Here is a 15,556-nt window from a genome sequence, read left to right as displayed (position 1 = left end):
CTCTTGTTTACATCCCATTACAATACAGCCTATTTAACATGTCAAAGATTTATGTGTTAATGAAAAAAGCCTTCTTCTCTATTATCCCCTTCGGAAATATCCGATAAGGCGCTGCCGGCACGTTCATTCGTTTGCTCAGATAAAGAAAGATCACCAAGCGTGACAATTCCAGTCAGTTTTTTATTTTTTGTAACTGGTATCCTTCTGAGCTGATGCGATGCCATCAAATGAAGAACCTCATCGACTGAAGCATCTTCCTCCACACTGACAGGTTTTTCAGTCATCGCGTCAGTGATTTTTTGCGAGTTCGGTTTTTTGATGGCGATTCCTCTTAATACGAGATCGCGGTCGGTTACGATGCCGACCAATGTTTCCCCGTCCTCATCAACTACCGGTATCGCTCCTACATTTGCGTCCTTCATCTTTACTGCAGCTTCATATACATTATCTAATACCGTGCAATATTGCAAGTCGGCTGTCATCAGATCTTTTATTTTTGTCATCCGTTTAACCTCCTTTAGTCTAGTGCTATTGTCGTCAAAATTTAATTTTTGCATACTTTCAAAAGAAGAAGATTCATTGAAAGTTTAACGCTTTCATACTATGATTGTCAGGAAAGGTAATTTTTATAAGGAGGGGTCAGTGTTGAAGTTTACTGAAAGCGGACTTGAAGGGGTTAAGGCTGAGCTCAGCTGGCTAGACGACTTAATGGAAAGCAAAGGTCTTATCAGAGCGGGTCAATGGGATTACGAGAGAGTCACCTATGACAAGAAGTTTTCGACGATTGAGGGTACGTTTTACCTGCGGATACAAGGTATTGCGGCAGAAGGCGATGTCGGAAGCGGGCGCGCCGTGATTCAATTAATGTCCCCTCTCCTAGGAAAGCATTACTACCCTCATGGAGTAGAATATGGAGAAACGGAAGAGTTTCCCGTACAGGTTGTGACAAAAAGCAAGGCACTGATTCAGGACATAGCCAACATGTTAAAAACAGTTCAAATGTAACGAAAAGGTACAGCATATTTCGCTGTACCTTTTATGATATCGTCTGCTGAATATACGGCGGCTCCTCCTGCCCGTCCTTTTCCCTTTCTTTCTTCACCCATTGGAAAAAAATAACGGCCAAAAAAGTACCGTACACAATTTCCTGAATGATTTTCATCATGACTGCTCCGAGCTGCTGATCCTCTAACAAAGGCAGTGTATTCAACATCTCTGGCCCTGTTAATGGGACCTGCCCCATCATATCCGCTGGCACGCAAAGCCTCATTGCCTCAGCCCATAAAGCCGGATCTGTATAGGTGGCGTATAACGGTGCACCGCTGAACATGATCAAGGCGCAAGCAGGTGTGAGCAGCATACCGTCCGCCATAATATAACCCAGCTTCATCAAGCCGCTGAGCTGCCGTAGACGCTCAACCTTATGAACAAGCGGCCACCACATGAAGAACGCAAGCACAAAGATAAGCCAAGTGATTAATGTATGGTAAAACGGATCTGTTTTGACAGTATCAAATATAAGCGGTACATGATATAAAGAAAAAATGCCGTTAAACAAAAGCAAAGCAATTAAAGGCGTCGTAAAAAAGGAAAAAACCGGTTTGATTGAAGGCCTGAAAATGATTTTTTCCCAGAGCCATGCAGGAATCCCCGCGATTAACAGCGGCGGGACAACCAAATACAGGACGGCCATCTGCACCATATGCGCACTGAACATAATATGTCCGAGCAGATCAACCGGGCTTCCCTCGGCTGCATATAAAAACAGCATCGCCGACAGAAAGCACACCATCTCTTTACCAGTTATTCGATTCGGCTTTGAAGACATTCGCCTGTAAAAATAGAGATAAAGCGCCGTAATGCCTAACAGGATACAAAAAAGATAAGGGCTCCACATCGCGCGAAACCCAAATATCTCCAACTGATTCATTTCTTCACCTCCGGCGGCTGTTCAAATTACCACCATATAATTGTCACAAACGCAAGCACAGTGATAAACGCGACAAACACCCCTGAATACAAAAACAGTGCCGGCGCCTCATGCCCTTTCTGATTCATATGCATGAAATAATACAGCTGAAAAATGACTTGAATTGCAGCTAGCAAAATAATGAAAGGAATCGTAAACCAGCTGCCGACACCGTCCGTGGCCACAGTCAGAAATGCAACAATCGTAAGACCGATCATTAAACCAAAAGACAGGACTTGATATTTCATCTCCCGGGCATGCTTTTTTTTCTTAAATTCAAGGTCGCTATTGATATGCCCTCTGCTTTTTTTATCGACCATGTTTATCCCACCATCCCCATTAAATATACAACGGTAAAGATGAAGACCCACACGACATCAATAAAGTGCCAATAAAGGCTGGCAACGTAAAACTTAGGCGCCGTATACAGATTCAGCCCTCTCTTGGCATTGCGGATCATAAGCGTGCTGATCCACATAAGCCCAAATGCCACGTGGGCGCCGTGTGTACCGACAAGCGTGTAAAACGCAGAACCAAGGGCAGAGCTTGTGATGGTAAAGCCAAATTCATGGGTGTAATGCTTGAACTCATAGATTTCCAGTCCTAAAAAGCCCGCCCCCAATAAAATCGTAATTCCCAGCCAAAGCTGCATCTTGCCGAAGGAAAAGTTCTTCATGTGGTACATCGCGTACACACTCGTTAAACTGCTCGTTAATAGAAGCATTGTGGCAATGAATACAAGTGTCACATCGAACATTTCCGTCGTAGGCGGATCACCGGCATTTGAATTCCGAAGCGCAAGAAACGTGGCGAAGAGAGACGCAAACAGAACAGTCTCTCCGCCAAGAAAAAGCCAAAAGCCTAAAAATTTATTTTTCCCTTCCAGGGTTACTTTTTCAGGAGAAGCTGGAAAGGTTTCTGCGGTGAATTTTTCTTGAACTTGCATTATGCCTTCACCCCTTTATCATCGTTCGGCAGTTCCTCTTTATGAATATGATAGCCGTGATCATCAATTACTGAACGAAGCAGCATCGTAATAAATGTGATGCCGAGCCCGATAAAGATCACCGGCAGGCCCCAAGCGTAATCACTTCTGTACAGCAGCCCGAACGCTGCGACAAAAAGGCCGAAGGAAATGATGAGCGGCAGGATTGAGCCGTTTGGCATATGAATATCATCAACCGGTTCCGCCGGCGTCATTGATTTGTGCCCTGCCTGCTTCTCGATCCAAAGCGGATCAAGTCCTCTGACAAAAGGAAGCTGTTTAAAGTTATACTCCGGCGGCGGTGAAGAAACGGTCCATTCCAGCGTACGTCCGTCATGCCATGGATCAGCACCTACATATTCACCTTTTACCGATGTCCATATGACATTGACCAGCAGAAGAATAACAGCTGCCGCCATAAAAAACGCCCCGATTGTACTGATCAAGTTGCCGGTTTCCAGACCCTGTCCTGGCAAAAACGTATAAACCCGGCGCGGCATCCCCATTAAGCCGACAAAATGCTGAATGAAAAACGTGAGGTGAAAGCCGATAAAAAACAATACAAATGAAATTTTCCCCATCGTTTCATGCAGAATTTTACCGAACATTTTCGGCCACCAGAAATGAACACCGGCTAAAAGGCCGAATACAACGCCGCCAATAATGACGTAGTGGAAGTGCGCAACCACAAAATACGTATCATGAAACTGATAATCAGCCGCAGCAGCTGCCAGCATGACTCCCGTCACACCGCCGAGCACAAAGGATGGAATAAATGAGACAGCATACAGCATAGCGGTTGTATACTTCACATTTCCTCCCCAAATCGTCAACAGCCAGTTAAAAATCTTAATCCCGGTCGGAATCGCGATAGCCATTGTTGCAACCGCAAAAATCGCATTTGCAATCGGGCCGAGACCAGTCGTGAACATGTGGTGCACCCAAACCATAAAGCCCAGAAAGCCAATGAGCACGATTGCAAAAACCATTGAAGAATAGCCAAACAAACGCTTTCTGGCGAACACAGGGATGACCTCAGAAAAAATACCGAATGCAGGCAAAATTAGGATATAAACCTCCGGGTGGCCGAAGATCCAAAATAAATGTTCCCAAATGACCGTATTTCCGCCAAGCTCCGGATTAAAGAAATTGGTTCCGAACAGCCGATCCAGCATCATGAGAGCCAATCCAACCGTAAGCGGCGGAAACGCGAACAAAATCAATGCCGAGGCCACAAATGTCGTCCATGTAAACAAAGGCAGCCTCATATACGTCATGCCCGGAGCCCTCATGTTGATAATCGTGGCCAAAAAGTTAATCCCGGCTATCAGCGTCCCGAGCCCCGATATTTGGAGTCCGAGGACGAAAAAGTCTATGCCGTGCCCTTTAGAATGAAGCGAAAGTGAGGCATATGATGTCCAGCCCGCATCTGGCGCTCCGCCCAAAAACCAGCTTAGATTTAAGAAAATGCCCCCGAAAAAGAAGAGCCAAAAACCAAGCGCGTTTAAAAATGGAAACGAAACGTCCCGAGCCCCGATCTGCAAAGGCACAACCGCATTCATCAAGGCAAATAAGAGCGGCATCGCAGCCAGAAAGATCATCGTCGTTCCGTGCATAGTCATTACTTCATTGTACGCTTGAGCACTGAGAAACGCATTTTCCGGCTTTGCAAGCTGAATTCTGATAAACATCGCTTCAATTCCCCCGACAAGAAAGAAGAATCCCCCTGCCACTAAATAAAGAATTGCGATTTTTTTATGGTCCACCGTCGTCAAATAATCCCAAAGCATAGATCCGCGCGTCCGCTTTTCTGTAAGCGCATTCAACATATGTGACCTCCCCCAATATCTCCCTTTCTTCCCTACTTGCTTTCCGCTTTTAAGCCTTTTAAGTATTCATAAAGCGCATTTGTTTCGCTGTCTGAGAGCTTTGGATATGTGCCTGTCATTTTGTTCCCCGGCTTTATGCTGTCAGGGTCCTTCAGCCAAGCCTTCACATTTTCTTTGTTGGCCTCTTTCACCCCTGCCACTTTTGTCCTTTCACCGAAGGTCGCCAAGTTAGGTGCCGTTCTAGCGGCTTCTGCACGCTTATCATTCGGCTCTACCGCATGGCAGCTCAGGCAGTTTTTCTCTTTAAACAGTTCTTCACCCTGCTTAGCCAAATCGCTCTCTGCTGTAGACTTATAGTTCTTCATTTCTTTTGTCCAGCCCTGAAATTCTTTTGCAGACATCGTCTTCACCTTAAAATCCATCAGCGCATGTGAAGGGCCGCAAAGCTCTGCACACTTCCCAAAAAACATATCTCCTGCCTCTTTGCTTCGTTTTGAATCAAATGTCAGGAAGAACTTATTTTCATTATCCGTATTCGTATCAAGTTTTCCTCCAACTGAAGGAATCCAGAAGGAATGTTTTACATCAGAGGCTTTTAAATTAAAATATACACGCTGATCTGTCGGTACAATCAGCTCCTGGCTTGTGATAATGCCGTAATCAGGGTACTCAAACTCCCACCAGTATAAATTTGCCCTAACATTGACTACAAGAGCATCCTCAGCTTTGCGGCCTTTTTTATCCATTGGTGATGTGTCCGCTAGCTCCAGCGTATATAATACAACAGGAATCACAAGAATAATGAGCAGCAAAATCGGGATCACGGTCCATGTGATTTCTAAAAATTTATTCCCCTCTACCTGTTTCGGTATCGTGTTCTCACCGACCCGTGATCTTCTGAATCTCACAATCACATAAAAGAAGATAACAGATACTACTGCAACAACAACCACCATAATCAATGTGCTGAGCACTGTCAGGTCATACTGTTTATCAGCCACCTCGCCAGCAGGCTTGAGCGTGGATAAAAAAGGTTTTCCACATCCGCTTAATAGAAGCGGCACTAAGGCTAATAATAAAATAAGACGCCAATGCTTTACCATTTCACCCAACCCCTTTTCTGGTCAATACAAAGGCGGAAAGCGGATCGAAATCTATCGCCATCCAACCTATCACCAATAAAGCACTTACATTTCCTCTTCTCTTAAATTATGAGTTTTTTTACTCAAAATGCCATCTATGTATAAAAGTAAAGCCGCCTGATTAAACAAGAGGTCAAGGCGGCATTTACTAGTTGTCATCGTTTATTTTGAAGCGATAAAACAAGCATCATATCTATTTTTTAGAAAAGCGTCAAGACAACCATGGCAACGAAATAGATTGTCATGTAGTTAAGCGAGTAAACGAACATCTGCGTTGCCCACTTCATGATATTCTTGGAGCGGAATCCCATTAAGCCAAGAATCAGCCAGCCGATATTTAACAGCAAGCCGAGAATGACAATCGGAAGACCCAGGCTACCAAGGAAAAACGGAAGCGGCATCAGGCACGCAACCCACACAATAATTTGTCTTTTTGTCACTTCAAATCCGTATACGACAGGAAGCATCGGAATATTTGCAGCTCTGTAATCCTCAGTTTTCTTAATAGCCAATGCTAAGAAGTGAGGAATCTGCCAAATAAATAAAATCATGAATAACACCCATGCTACGACACCGATATTCCCTTCCACTGCCGTCCATCCAATAAGCGGCGGCACTGCACCGGAAACGCTTCCTACTACTGTGTTAATCGTATAGCGGCGTTTCGTCCACATTGTGTACAATACAACATACGTAAAGACTCCGATAAAACCGATAACAGCAGCCATGACAGTTGTCATCAGCAGCATGATCAATCCTAAAGCAACCAGCAAAATTCCAGACCATAACGCCTGACTCGGCTGAATTTTACCCGTAACCGTCGGTCTTACTTTCGTACGCTCCATAAGATGGTCAATGTCCCGGTCATACCAGTTATTGATCGCGCAGGAGCCCGCAATAATCAGTGAAGACCCGATTAACGTAAGAAGAACGGTGTTTATATTGCCTAAAAAACTTAAACCGGATATATGCAGTGCAAGCCACATTCCAGTGAAAGTCGTGATGAGGTTAGAATTGACGATCCCTATTTTAATAAGGGACAGAAAATCTTTCCATGCCGTTGTTTCTTCAATTTGTCCGTCTATAGCTGTATCATTTAAGATTCTGGAGTTAGCCATAACGTAAACCTCCCTTACAAACCTAACGCAGGAGAATAAAATAACCTGCAACTCTATCATACAAGATAACATCTTGTAAAAAAACATCCTATTAAATATTAAACGACAAACAGGAATTTATTTGTGAACTTTTTATGAATTTTACCAAAGATGAAGGCAATCTCCAAATCGGCATTGCGTTTACCTTATTTCTATCAGACCCGGCATGAATAATCAAGTGTACATTTTCCAGAAGCCGTCATTCTATTATATTTTTGTGAACAAAAGGCTCTGGGAATTGCCACAAAACACATATTCGCTTACACTTGGAACGTATATAAAATTGCAGCAGTATGTTAAGAAGGTGAATATTGTATGAATAAAGCATTAAAAGCTCTCGGTGTTCTGACGACATTTGTCATGCTAATTGTTTTAATCGGGGGTGCCCTCGTTACAAAAACAGGTTCCGGCCAAGGATGCGGCAGACAGTGGCCGCTGTGTCACGGCCGTTTTTTCCCTGAACTGAATCCGGCTTCAATTATTGAATGGAGCCACCGATTCGCAAGCGGAATCTCTATTATCCTTGTGCTAAGCCTTGCGTTTTGGTCATGGAGAAAAATCACGCCGATTTTTCGTGAAACAACGTTTCTCGCGATCATGTCAATTATCTTTTTATTTCTTCAGGCATTGCTTGGCGCATTGGCTGTCGTATTCGGTTCGAACGCGCTGATTATGGCGCTTCACTTCGGCATCTCATTAATTTCTTTTGCTTCAGTGCTTATTTTAACATTGCTCATATTTGAAGCTGATAAATCAGTCAGAACACTGGTTAAGCCGCTTCAAATCGGCAAAAAGATGCAATTTCACATGATAGGAATTTTAATATATTCCTATATCGTTGTGTATACAGGCGCATATGTAAGACACACTGAATCAAGTCTGGCATGTCCTAATGTGCCGCTGTGCAGCCCGCTGAACAATGGACTTCCGACCCAATTCCATGAATGGGTGCAAATGGGCCACAGAGCAGCAGCCTTACTTTTATTTGTATGGATTATTGTTGCCGCTGTTCATGCTATTACTTCCTATAAAGATCAAAAACAGATCTTTTGGGGATGGATCTCATGTCTTATTTTCATTACATTACAGGCACTGTCCGGTATTATGATCGTATACTCTGAACTGGCTCTGGGCTTTGCACTTGCCCACTCGTTCTTTATTGCCTGTCTGTTTGGCGTTCTATGCTACTTCTTATTATTGATTGCTCGTTTCCGTTATGAATCCAGGCAATCATAAGGACTCAAGACCAAAGCCTTAGGCGGCTTTGGTCTTTTTTATGTCTTGTTTTTTGGCGCTTTATGCGTTTCAATCGCCAGCCTTCGCCGAACTTGATGATCAGTGAGCGGCTCACTTCGGTCTGTCCCCTTTCTCATCGTGATTATAGAAATTTCATATGGATCTATAGCTCGCGAACATAAGTATTAAAGCCTTTTAAATCAGATAGTGCTTAAAGAAATATGCACGGCATACTACAAAGCATCTAAAATATTGGCTGTATAAGCCTCTTTTTATTTTGGGCTTGTGACAGTACTCTATAATCTCTGAAGTCCCCTTATATCTCTTCTAACCATCTGTTTCACTCCACATTTTCTATATAAAAAACAAGAGTGTATATCATTGATATACACTCTTTGTTTTTTATGCTTTTTCAATTTCAAGGAGCAGATCTCCCGTTTGGATCGGCTCACCATTTTTCACATGAACCTGCTTGATTGTTCCTGAGAAAGGCGCCTGAACCGTTGTTTCCATTTTCATCGCTTCATTAATCATCAAATGATCACCTTTATTGACTTTTGTGCCTGCTTCAGCCAATACCTTAATAACTGTTCCAGGCATGGAAGCTGCGATGTGGCTTGGATTTGTCCGGTCTGCTTTCAGCCTTTCCTGAACGGAAGACTTAATGCTTTCATCTTTAATGACTACTTCACGCGGCTGCCCGTTGAGTTCGAAATAAACGACGCGGGTGGCATCAGGCTGAGGCTCACCGATTGAAATCAGCTTAACGATCAGCGTTTTGCCGCGCTCAATTTCAACTTCTATCTCTTCACCTAATGTCATACCGTAGAAGAATGTCGGTGTATCTAATACCGAGATGTCTCCATAGCTTTCTGTCGTTTTCACATAATCAGTGAAGACTTTAGGATAAAGGGCATATGCCACAGCATCCTGATCTGAAATTTCCAAGTTATGCTGCTCTTTAAATTCCTGTTTGATCGCTTCAAATGACACCGGCTCAAGCAGTTCGCCCGGTCTGACTGTAATCGGCTCCTGCCCTTTTAAGATCAGCTTTTGCAGTTTTTCTGGGAATCCGCCATGAGGCTGGCCGATATTTCCTTTAAAAAGCTCCACGACAGAATCAGGGAAATCTAAAGATTCACCTTTTTCGTAAACGTCTTTTTCAGTCAGATTGTTTTGCACCATGTAGAGTGCCATATCTCCGACTACTTTTGAGGAAGGCGTTACCTTGACGATGTCACCGAACATATCGTTCACGCGTCTGTACATTTCCTTGACTTCGTTCCAGCGGTCGCCAAGGCCTACTCCCTTGGCTTGCTGCTGCAGGTTGCTGTATTGGCCCCCTGGCATTTCGTGTTCATAAATTTCAGTATGCGGAGACTTCATTCCGCTTTCAAATTCACTATAATATTTACGCACCGACTCCCAATATTGGGACAGCAATTCAACGCCTTGGACATTCATTTCCGGACGGCGGTCGTTGCCTTCCATCGCATGATAAAATCCGCTCGCGCTAGGCTGTGACGTTAATCCCGCCATTGAGCTGACCGCCACGTCTATGATATCAACGCCGGCTTCAACAGCTTTCGCATACATATAAATACCGTTTCCGCTCGTATCATGCGTATGAAGGTGAACCGGAATGTCGATCGTTTCTTTCAACGCAGAAACGAGCTCATATGCAGCCTGCGGTTTTAACAGCCCTGCCATATCTTTAATCCCGAGAATATGGGCTCCGGCCGCCTCAAGCTCCTTCGCCATCGATGTATAATATGCAAGGTCGTACTTCGTCCGGTTCTTGTCAAGGATATCTCCCGTATAACAAATCGCAGCTTCTGCCACTTTGCCGGTATCCCTAACAGCATCAATGGCTAACGTCATCCCTTTTACCCAGTTTAAGCTGTCGAAAATACGAAACACATCAATACCGGATTGAGCTGATTGCTTCACAAATTCTTTAATCACATTGTCCGGATAATTCGTATAGCCGACCGCATTTGATGAGCGAAGCAACATCTGGAATAAGGTATTCGGCACTTCTTTGCGAAGATCTTCCAAACGTTTCCACGGATCTTCTTTCAGGAATCGGTAGGCTACATCGAAGGTCGCGCCTCCCCACATTTCCATACTGAATAGTTCAGGCCATAACGCAGCCGTCGGATTTGCGATTTTTTTCAAATCATGCGATCTGATTCTAGTTGCCAATAACGATTGGTGGGCATCCCTGAATGTCGTATCAGTTAAAAGGACAGATTTCTGCTCCTTAACCCAATTTGCAAGCCCTTCTGCACCTTTTTCATCGAGAATTTGCTTTGTTCCTCTGGCAGGCTGCTGATCAACGTCTACCTTTACGCCTAACGGTTTGTCAAACGCCGGTTTTTCTTTTTTCCCGATTCCAGGGAAGCCGTTCACTGTCACATTGCCGATGTAAGTGAGCATTTTCGTTCCGCGGTCTTTTTGTTTAGGGAAATTAAATAATTCAGGCGTTGTATCAATGAAAGATGTATCATATTGCCCTGTCAGGAACTTCTCATGCTTTGCAACGTTCTCAAGGAACGGAATGTTCGTTTTTATGCCTCTGATTCTAAACTCCTGAAGGTTTCGCACCATTTTGGCAGCTGCCTGTTCAAACGTTAAAGCCCAAGTTGAAAGCTTAACGAGAAGTGAATCATAGTATGGTGTGATCACGGCGCCCTGGAAGCTGTTTCCGGTATCAAGACGGACACCAAAACCGCCGCCTGAGCGGTAAGCCATGATTTTTCCTGTATCAGGCATGAAATCATTTTGCGGATCCTCAGTCGTAACCCGTGACTGAATGGCATAGCCGATTGTAAAAATGTCCTTTTGCTCAGGAATATTTACTTTTTTGCTGTGAAGGCTGTGCCCTTGGGCAACAAGGATCTGAGTTTGAACAATATCGACACCAGTAATCATTTCTGTTATCGTGTGTTCAACTTGTACGCGAGGATTTACTTCAATAAAGTAGAACTCGTTGTTTGCAACAAGGAATTCGACCGTCCCCGCATTTATATAGTTTACATTTTTGGCAAGCGCAACTGCAGCCTCACAAATTTGGTCCCTTAATTCAGGTGACAGCGAGACACTCGGCGCCACTTCAATGACTTTTTGATGGCGTCTTTGAACGGAGCAATCCCTCTCAAAAAGATGGACGACATTGCCCTGCTTGTCTCCAATGACCTGAACCTCAATATGTTTCGGATTCTCAATTAATTTTTCTACATAAACTTCATCATTGCCAAAGGCTGCTTTCGCCTCTGATTTAGCACGCTCATATGCTTCTTTAACTTCACTTTCAGATCTGACAATCCGCATACCGCGGCCGCCGCCGCCAAGCGAGGCTTTAATGATGATCGGATAACCGTTAGCTTGTCCAAATTGTTCGACGGCTTCAAGCGTTTCGGCAGGACCGTCGCTTCCCGGAATCACGGGGATTCCCGCTTTTTCTGCCTGCTCACGCGCTTTTACCTTGTCACCAAACATATCGAGATGCTCGGATTTTGGCCCTATGAATACGATGCCTTCTTCTTCACATCGTCTCGCAAAATGAATATTTTCAGATAAGAAACCGTATCCCGGATGAATTGCATCGACTTTGTTTCTTTTCGCAATATCAATGATACCTTCAATATCCAGGTAAGCATCAATCGGTTTTTTCCCTTCACCGACCAAGTATGCTTCATCCGCTTTGTACCGATGGTAGGAACCGGAATCTTCTTTTGAATAGACCGCAACTGTACGAATATTCAACTCGGTACACGCCCGGAATATTCGGATTGCAATTTCTCCCCTGTTTGCTACTAATACTTTTTGTATCGATTGCTGAGACAAACTTTTCTCCCCCTTACCCGAATGGAATATAATCTATCATAGCGGAATATCCTTCCCCTGTACACACTTGTTTTTTACAGATAAACAGTTTTTTTGAGCTGTTTCTTTTTCATTCCCTTCGGCGCCAAGGGCTCTTTCTTTTTCTTATTCTCTGAATATTTCACAAACATGCTGATATTCGCTAATATCCCCATACTCCCCAGCAGCAGCACCAAAGAAGAGCCCCCGTAACTGATAAATGGCAGCGTAACCCCTGTAATCGGAATTAATCCGCTGACACCGCCAAGGTTAATAAACGACTGGATGGCAATCATGCTTGAAATGCCGATCGCCAGAAGACTTCCAAACGGGTCCTCGCATTTTCTGGCAATATAAAAACCTTTTATGACGACAAAACCCAATAAGAAAATCACAAACAATACCCCAAAAATGCCGAGCTCTTCAGCAATGACAGCCATAATAAAGTCAGTGTGTGATTCAGGCAGATATCCGTATTTTTGGATACTTTCACCGAGCCCCAGGCCGAAAATGCCGCCTGAGCTGATCGCATAATAAGAATTGATCACTTGCAAACCTGATGAATTTGCATACTTAAATGGGTCTTCAAGACTCTCAAAACGCGCTAAACGGCCTTCAGTTAAAATTTTGTCCTGATTCAAATAGATAATAGGGCTGACTAAAATGAAAACAATTCCGCCCAGTATCACAAGCCTCACCAGCGTCTTTCCGCTGAAGCCGGAGCACAAGATCATGCACGTCGCAATTAACCCTATAATCATGGCTGTACCGAAATCTGGCTGCATGGCAATTAACCCACAAATTATAAGCGTCATGACTACCGGAGGGGCTACTCCCGTTAACAGATGGTCGATATAACTTTGTTTTTTTGCATATACGGCTGCAAGGTATAAAATCACGACCAGTTTCACAAACTCCCCCGGCTGAATACTCATTCCGCCGATTTTAAACCAGCTCTGCGCGTTTCCGGCAACATGCCCGAAAACAAACAGTGAGATAAGCGCAAGAACAGATACAAGCAGTATCCCCTTCTGAAACTTTTGATGGGCCAGTGCTTTATAAGGAAACAACGCCATGAGAATAAATAGAGCGCCACCCGCAATTAAAGCAAACAGCTGCCGCATGAAGAAAAAATTACTGCTTACTCCATACCGGGAGACAGCCGTAATCATGCTTGAGCTGTATACCATCACTAAACCGAATCCGCATAATAAAACGATTGCGAATATCAGTGAGTAATCATAAGATTTTAGCATTTTTTTTAACATAACATCCTCTTCCCTGCTTCTAACTTCCATTATCTATGGTTTTTATGTATTTATCTTTTTTATTTTACTACAATTTATCAAACGAGACGAAGAATCTCTATACGATTCGGAAGGAATGTGTAAAAAAAGACCGTCTTTTATGAGATGAGAGAAAAATAGCGGTTATAAAAAAACCCAAACTGTTAATAAGTTTGAGTTTTATCATTTATTTAGCTGTAAACGCGTCATGCAAAGCAGACAATTCGCGCTCCAATGTGTATAAAAGGTCTTTACCGTCTTTTTCATCAACCAATCCCAGGCGGACAGCAAAATCGATTTCCCTCGAAAGCCCGAACATTTGAGTATCTAAAACCTCTTCATATAGAGGACATTGAGGCATCGTTAAGTTATCCATTTGTACTCGGATCAGCTTCAAAATCTTCTCAGCGTCCACTTTTAAGAGTTCAAAAGCTTTTTGCCGATGGTCAACTATCATCTCTGAAGCCAAAAGTATCCCTCCGTTCCCCAGGCGAGTACCTAATTCTTCTATTTATCATAAAGGGTATCAACAGAAAATGCAAGAGGATTTAAGCATATGACATAAATTAAAAAATACTCAGCCTGTACATCTCAGACATTATTTCCAAAAGCTTTACACCTGCAATGCTGTTCCCTTTTTCGTCTAATGCGGGGCCGAATATGCCGATCCCGAAATCGTAAGGCGAAATGCCCATTATCCCGCCGGATACGCCGCTTTTCGCAGGAATTCCGACCTTAATTGCGAATTCCCCGCTTGCATTGTACATTCCGCACGTCACCATAAACGTTTTGCAAATTCTAGCGACATCTTTTGAGATGACCTGCTCCCCAGTCTCTGGATGTCTGCCGTTCAATGCGAATACAGATCCGATTTTCGCTAAATCCAAGCTGTTCATCTCAATCGCGCATTGCTTCGTATATAAATCCATTACTGCCTCTACATCATCTTCAAAAATGCCGTACTGCTTCATATAATAACACATCGCCCGATTAATCATTGAAGTGCTGTATTCAGATTCAGCCACTTCCCGGCAGTATGTAATCTCTTGGTTGTTTGTCAGCCTTCTGATAAAAGAAAGCAAATAATCAAGTCTCTCTTTTACCGTTCTTCCCCTTATCAGACTTGTCACTACCAATGCCCCGGCATTAATCATAGGGTTTAACGGCTTGCTCGGATTCACTGTTTCGAGCTTGATAATTGAATTAAACGGATCACCGGTCGGCTCCTGTCCAACATAACTGAAGACCTTATCTTTGCCGTATTCCATTAACACCAAAGCAAGGGAAAGGACTTTCGATATACTTTGAAGCGTAAATGTTTTTTCTACGTCACCTGCTGACAGACAAACATTATTGGAATAATAAATCGCCACTGACAGGTCGTGTTTATCAGCTTTTGCCAAGGCGGGAATATAGCTGGCTACCTCCCCCTTGTCCGTTACTTTTTTCGCCTTTTTCACTAAGGCTTCAAGCTCATCATTATGCTGGCATACCATGCAAACACCCTCGTTCCCTCAGCATTTCAATACACATAATTTGTACACAAAGTGACAATTCATGCGAAAACTTTTATAATTTTGAGAGAAGGGGGTCATATCATGAGCGTTATCCAAGTAAAAGGCAATGTTACATATCCAATTACCATTGATCCAAGCGTATGGATTTTTGATGATCGCAAATTTTCGTTTGACCGCAAAGGGGACAGTCAAGACACATATTTACAATCAGCCGGGGATGAATCCGACCTTGATCCGGAACGCGTCATCAGAGAGGGGCGAATCGCGCCGCCTACATTAAAGACGGAAAAGCAATATGAGAAGCAAAAACTGATGAACGGCAGTTTCGCAATGAGACTTGGGACTGTCCTGAAAAATGCTGAGCCGAACAGCTCTGCGACACAATGTGTATTTGTCACAAGTTCGGGAAAGGCCGCCGTTTCTCTGGAAACCGCTCTGAACAGTATTGTCCATTTCAGTGAGGCAGGCAAGCCGATTCAAGAAGGCGGCCCCGTGCATATTTACTTTGAAGACCCGGTTCATCACAAACAGCCGATTACCGATGTAAAAGAGATCGAAATCATTTAAG

General features: G+C 43.6%; 14 protein-coding genes. 3 read left to right on the top strand and 11 right to left on the bottom strand.

Annotated elements, in window-relative coordinates:
• Nucleotides 1–56 precede the first annotated feature (56 nt).
• Nucleotides 57–503, bottom strand: a complete 447-nt coding sequence (locus NST22_RS08090; RefSeq protein ID WP_003221362.1) for a CBS domain-containing protein — start codon at nt 501–503, stop codon at nt 57–59.
• A gap of 139 nt (nt 504–642) precedes the next feature.
• Between NST22_RS08090 and NST22_RS08085 the strand changes: the two genes are divergently transcribed.
• Nucleotides 643–1,005 carry a YugN family protein gene (locus tag NST22_RS08085; RefSeq protein ID WP_003232238.1) on the top strand — a complete coding sequence of 121 codons (363 nt, stop codon included), beginning with the start codon at nt 643–645 and terminating at the stop codon, nt 1,003–1,005.
• A gap of 31 nt (nt 1,006–1,036) precedes the next feature.
• On the opposite strand, the gene ctaG is transcribed toward NST22_RS08085, so the two are convergent.
• The 6 genes from ctaG to cyoE form a co-directional block, all read right to left on the bottom strand.
• Nucleotides 1,037–1,930 carry a cytochrome c oxidase assembly factor CtaG gene (gene ctaG, locus NST22_RS08080; RefSeq protein WP_003244967.1) on the bottom strand — a complete coding sequence of 298 codons (894 nt, stop codon included), beginning with the start codon at nt 1,928–1,930 and terminating at the stop codon, nt 1,037–1,039.
• A 26-nt stretch (nt 1,931–1,956) separates the two neighbouring features.
• The gene (ctaF, locus tag NST22_RS08075; RefSeq protein WP_003232242.1) at nt 1,957–2,289 is read right to left on the bottom strand and encodes a cytochrome c oxidase subunit IVB; all 333 of its coding nucleotides are present in this window, start codon (nt 2,287–2,289) and stop codon (nt 1,957–1,959) included.
• A gap of 2 nt (nt 2,290–2,291) precedes the next feature.
• Nucleotides 2,292–2,915, bottom strand: a complete 624-nt coding sequence (gene ctaE / locus NST22_RS08070) for a cytochrome c oxidase subunit III (RefSeq protein WP_003232244.1) — start codon at nt 2,913–2,915, stop codon at nt 2,292–2,294.
• Nucleotides 2,915–4,783, bottom strand: coding sequence for a cytochrome c oxidase subunit I (ctaD, locus tag NST22_RS08065; RefSeq protein ID WP_003232245.1), 1,869 nt, complete (start codon nt 4,781–4,783; stop codon nt 2,915–2,917). The genes ctaE and ctaD overlap by 1 nt, the downstream gene beginning before the upstream one ends.
• 32 nt (nt 4,784–4,815) lie before the next feature.
• Nucleotides 4,816–5,886, bottom strand: coding sequence for a cytochrome c oxidase subunit II (gene coxB, locus NST22_RS08060; protein ID WP_003232248.1), 1,071 nt, complete (start codon nt 5,884–5,886; stop codon nt 4,816–4,818).
• Nucleotides 5,887–6,125: 239 nt separating this feature from the next.
• Nucleotides 6,126–7,043, bottom strand: a complete 918-nt coding sequence (gene cyoE, locus NST22_RS08055; protein WP_003232250.1) for a heme o synthase — start codon at nt 7,041–7,043, stop codon at nt 6,126–6,128.
• Between the two features lie 354 nt (nt 7,044–7,397).
• Here cyoE and ctaA point away from each other — a divergent pair, with 354 nt between their 5' ends.
• Nucleotides 7,398–8,318 (top strand): heme A synthase CtaA, encoded by a 921-nt coding sequence (gene ctaA / locus NST22_RS08050; RefSeq protein ID WP_003245869.1) that lies wholly within the window; start codon nt 7,398–7,400, stop codon nt 8,316–8,318.
• A gap of 402 nt (nt 8,319–8,720) precedes the next feature.
• On the opposite strand, the gene pyc is transcribed toward ctaA, so the two are convergent.
• The 4 genes from pyc to glsA all read right to left on the bottom strand — a co-directional run bounded on the left by pyc (nt 8,721) and on the right by glsA (nt 14,967).
• On the bottom strand, nt 8,721–12,167 hold the full coding sequence (pyc, locus tag NST22_RS08045; protein WP_003244778.1) for a pyruvate carboxylase: 3,447 nt from the start codon (nt 12,165–12,167) through the stop codon (nt 8,721–8,723).
• Nucleotides 12,168–12,241: 74 nt separating this feature from the next.
• Nucleotides 12,242–13,453 (bottom strand): cell division protein FtsW, encoded by a 1,212-nt coding sequence (ftsW, locus tag NST22_RS08040; protein WP_009967159.1) that lies wholly within the window; start codon nt 13,451–13,453, stop codon nt 12,242–12,244.
• 205 nt (nt 13,454–13,658) lie between these two features.
• A complete protein-coding gene (locus tag NST22_RS08035) occupies nt 13,659–13,940 on the bottom strand; it encodes a YlaN family protein (protein ID WP_003245286.1) in 282 nt (93 codons plus the stop codon).
• 97 nt (nt 13,941–14,037) lie between these two features.
• Nucleotides 14,038–14,967, bottom strand: a complete 930-nt coding sequence (gene glsA / locus NST22_RS08030; RefSeq protein ID WP_003245206.1) for a glutaminase A — start codon at nt 14,965–14,967, stop codon at nt 14,038–14,040.
• Between the two features lie 102 nt (nt 14,968–15,069).
• On the opposite strand from glsA, the gene NST22_RS08025 reads away from it, so the two are divergent.
• Nucleotides 15,070–15,555 carry a hypothetical protein gene (locus NST22_RS08025; protein WP_003245279.1) on the top strand — a complete coding sequence of 162 codons (486 nt, stop codon included), beginning with the start codon at nt 15,070–15,072 and terminating at the stop codon, nt 15,553–15,555.
• Nucleotide 15,556 lies beyond the last annotated feature (1 nt).

It is taken from the genome of Bacillus sp. PS237 (assembly GCF_037963345.1).
Classification (GTDB): Bacteria; Bacillota; Bacilli; order Bacillales; family Bacillaceae; genus Bacillus; species Bacillus subtilis.
Note: the sequence above shows the minus strand (reverse complement) of the source record. Positions and strands in the feature narration are given on the sequence as shown.

What these genes read in the sequence shown, in the direction of transcription:
- ctaE (WP_003232244.1), bottom strand. Translation starts at nt 2,915, where the DNA reads ATGCAAGTTCAAGAAAAATTCACCGCAGAAACCTTTCCAGCTTCTCCT.
- NST22_RS08090 (WP_003221362.1), bottom strand. Translation starts at nt 503, where the DNA reads ATGACAAAAATAAAAGATCTGATGACAGCCGACTTGCAATATTGCACG.
- coxB (WP_003232248.1), bottom strand. Translation starts at nt 5,886, where the DNA reads ATGGTAAAGCATTGGCGTCTTATTTTATTATTAGCCTTAGTGCCGCTT.
- cyoE (WP_003232250.1), bottom strand. Translation starts at nt 7,043, where the DNA reads ATGGCTAACTCCAGAATCTTAAATGATACAGCTATAGACGGACAAATT.
- ctaD (WP_003232245.1), bottom strand. Translation starts at nt 4,783, where the DNA reads ATGTTGAATGCGCTTACAGAAAAGCGGACGCGCGGATCTATGCTTTGG.
- glsA (WP_003245206.1), bottom strand. Translation starts at nt 14,967, where the DNA reads ATGGTATGCCAGCATAATGATGAGCTTGAAGCCTTAGTGAAAAAGGCG.
- ctaA (WP_003245869.1), top strand. Translation starts at nt 7,398, where the DNA reads ATGAATAAAGCATTAAAAGCTCTCGGTGTTCTGACGACATTTGTCATG.
- ctaG (WP_003244967.1), bottom strand. Translation starts at nt 1,930, where the DNA reads ATGAATCAGTTGGAGATATTTGGGTTTCGCGCGATGTGGAGCCCTTAT.
- ctaF (WP_003232242.1), bottom strand. Translation starts at nt 2,289, where the DNA reads ATGGTCGATAAAAAAAGCAGAGGGCATATCAATAGCGACCTTGAATTT.
- NST22_RS08025 (WP_003245279.1), top strand. Translation starts at nt 15,070, where the DNA reads ATGAGCGTTATCCAAGTAAAAGGCAATGTTACATATCCAATTACCATT.
- ftsW (WP_009967159.1), bottom strand. Translation starts at nt 13,453, where the DNA reads ATGTTAAAAAAAATGCTAAAATCTTATGATTACTCACTGATATTCGCA.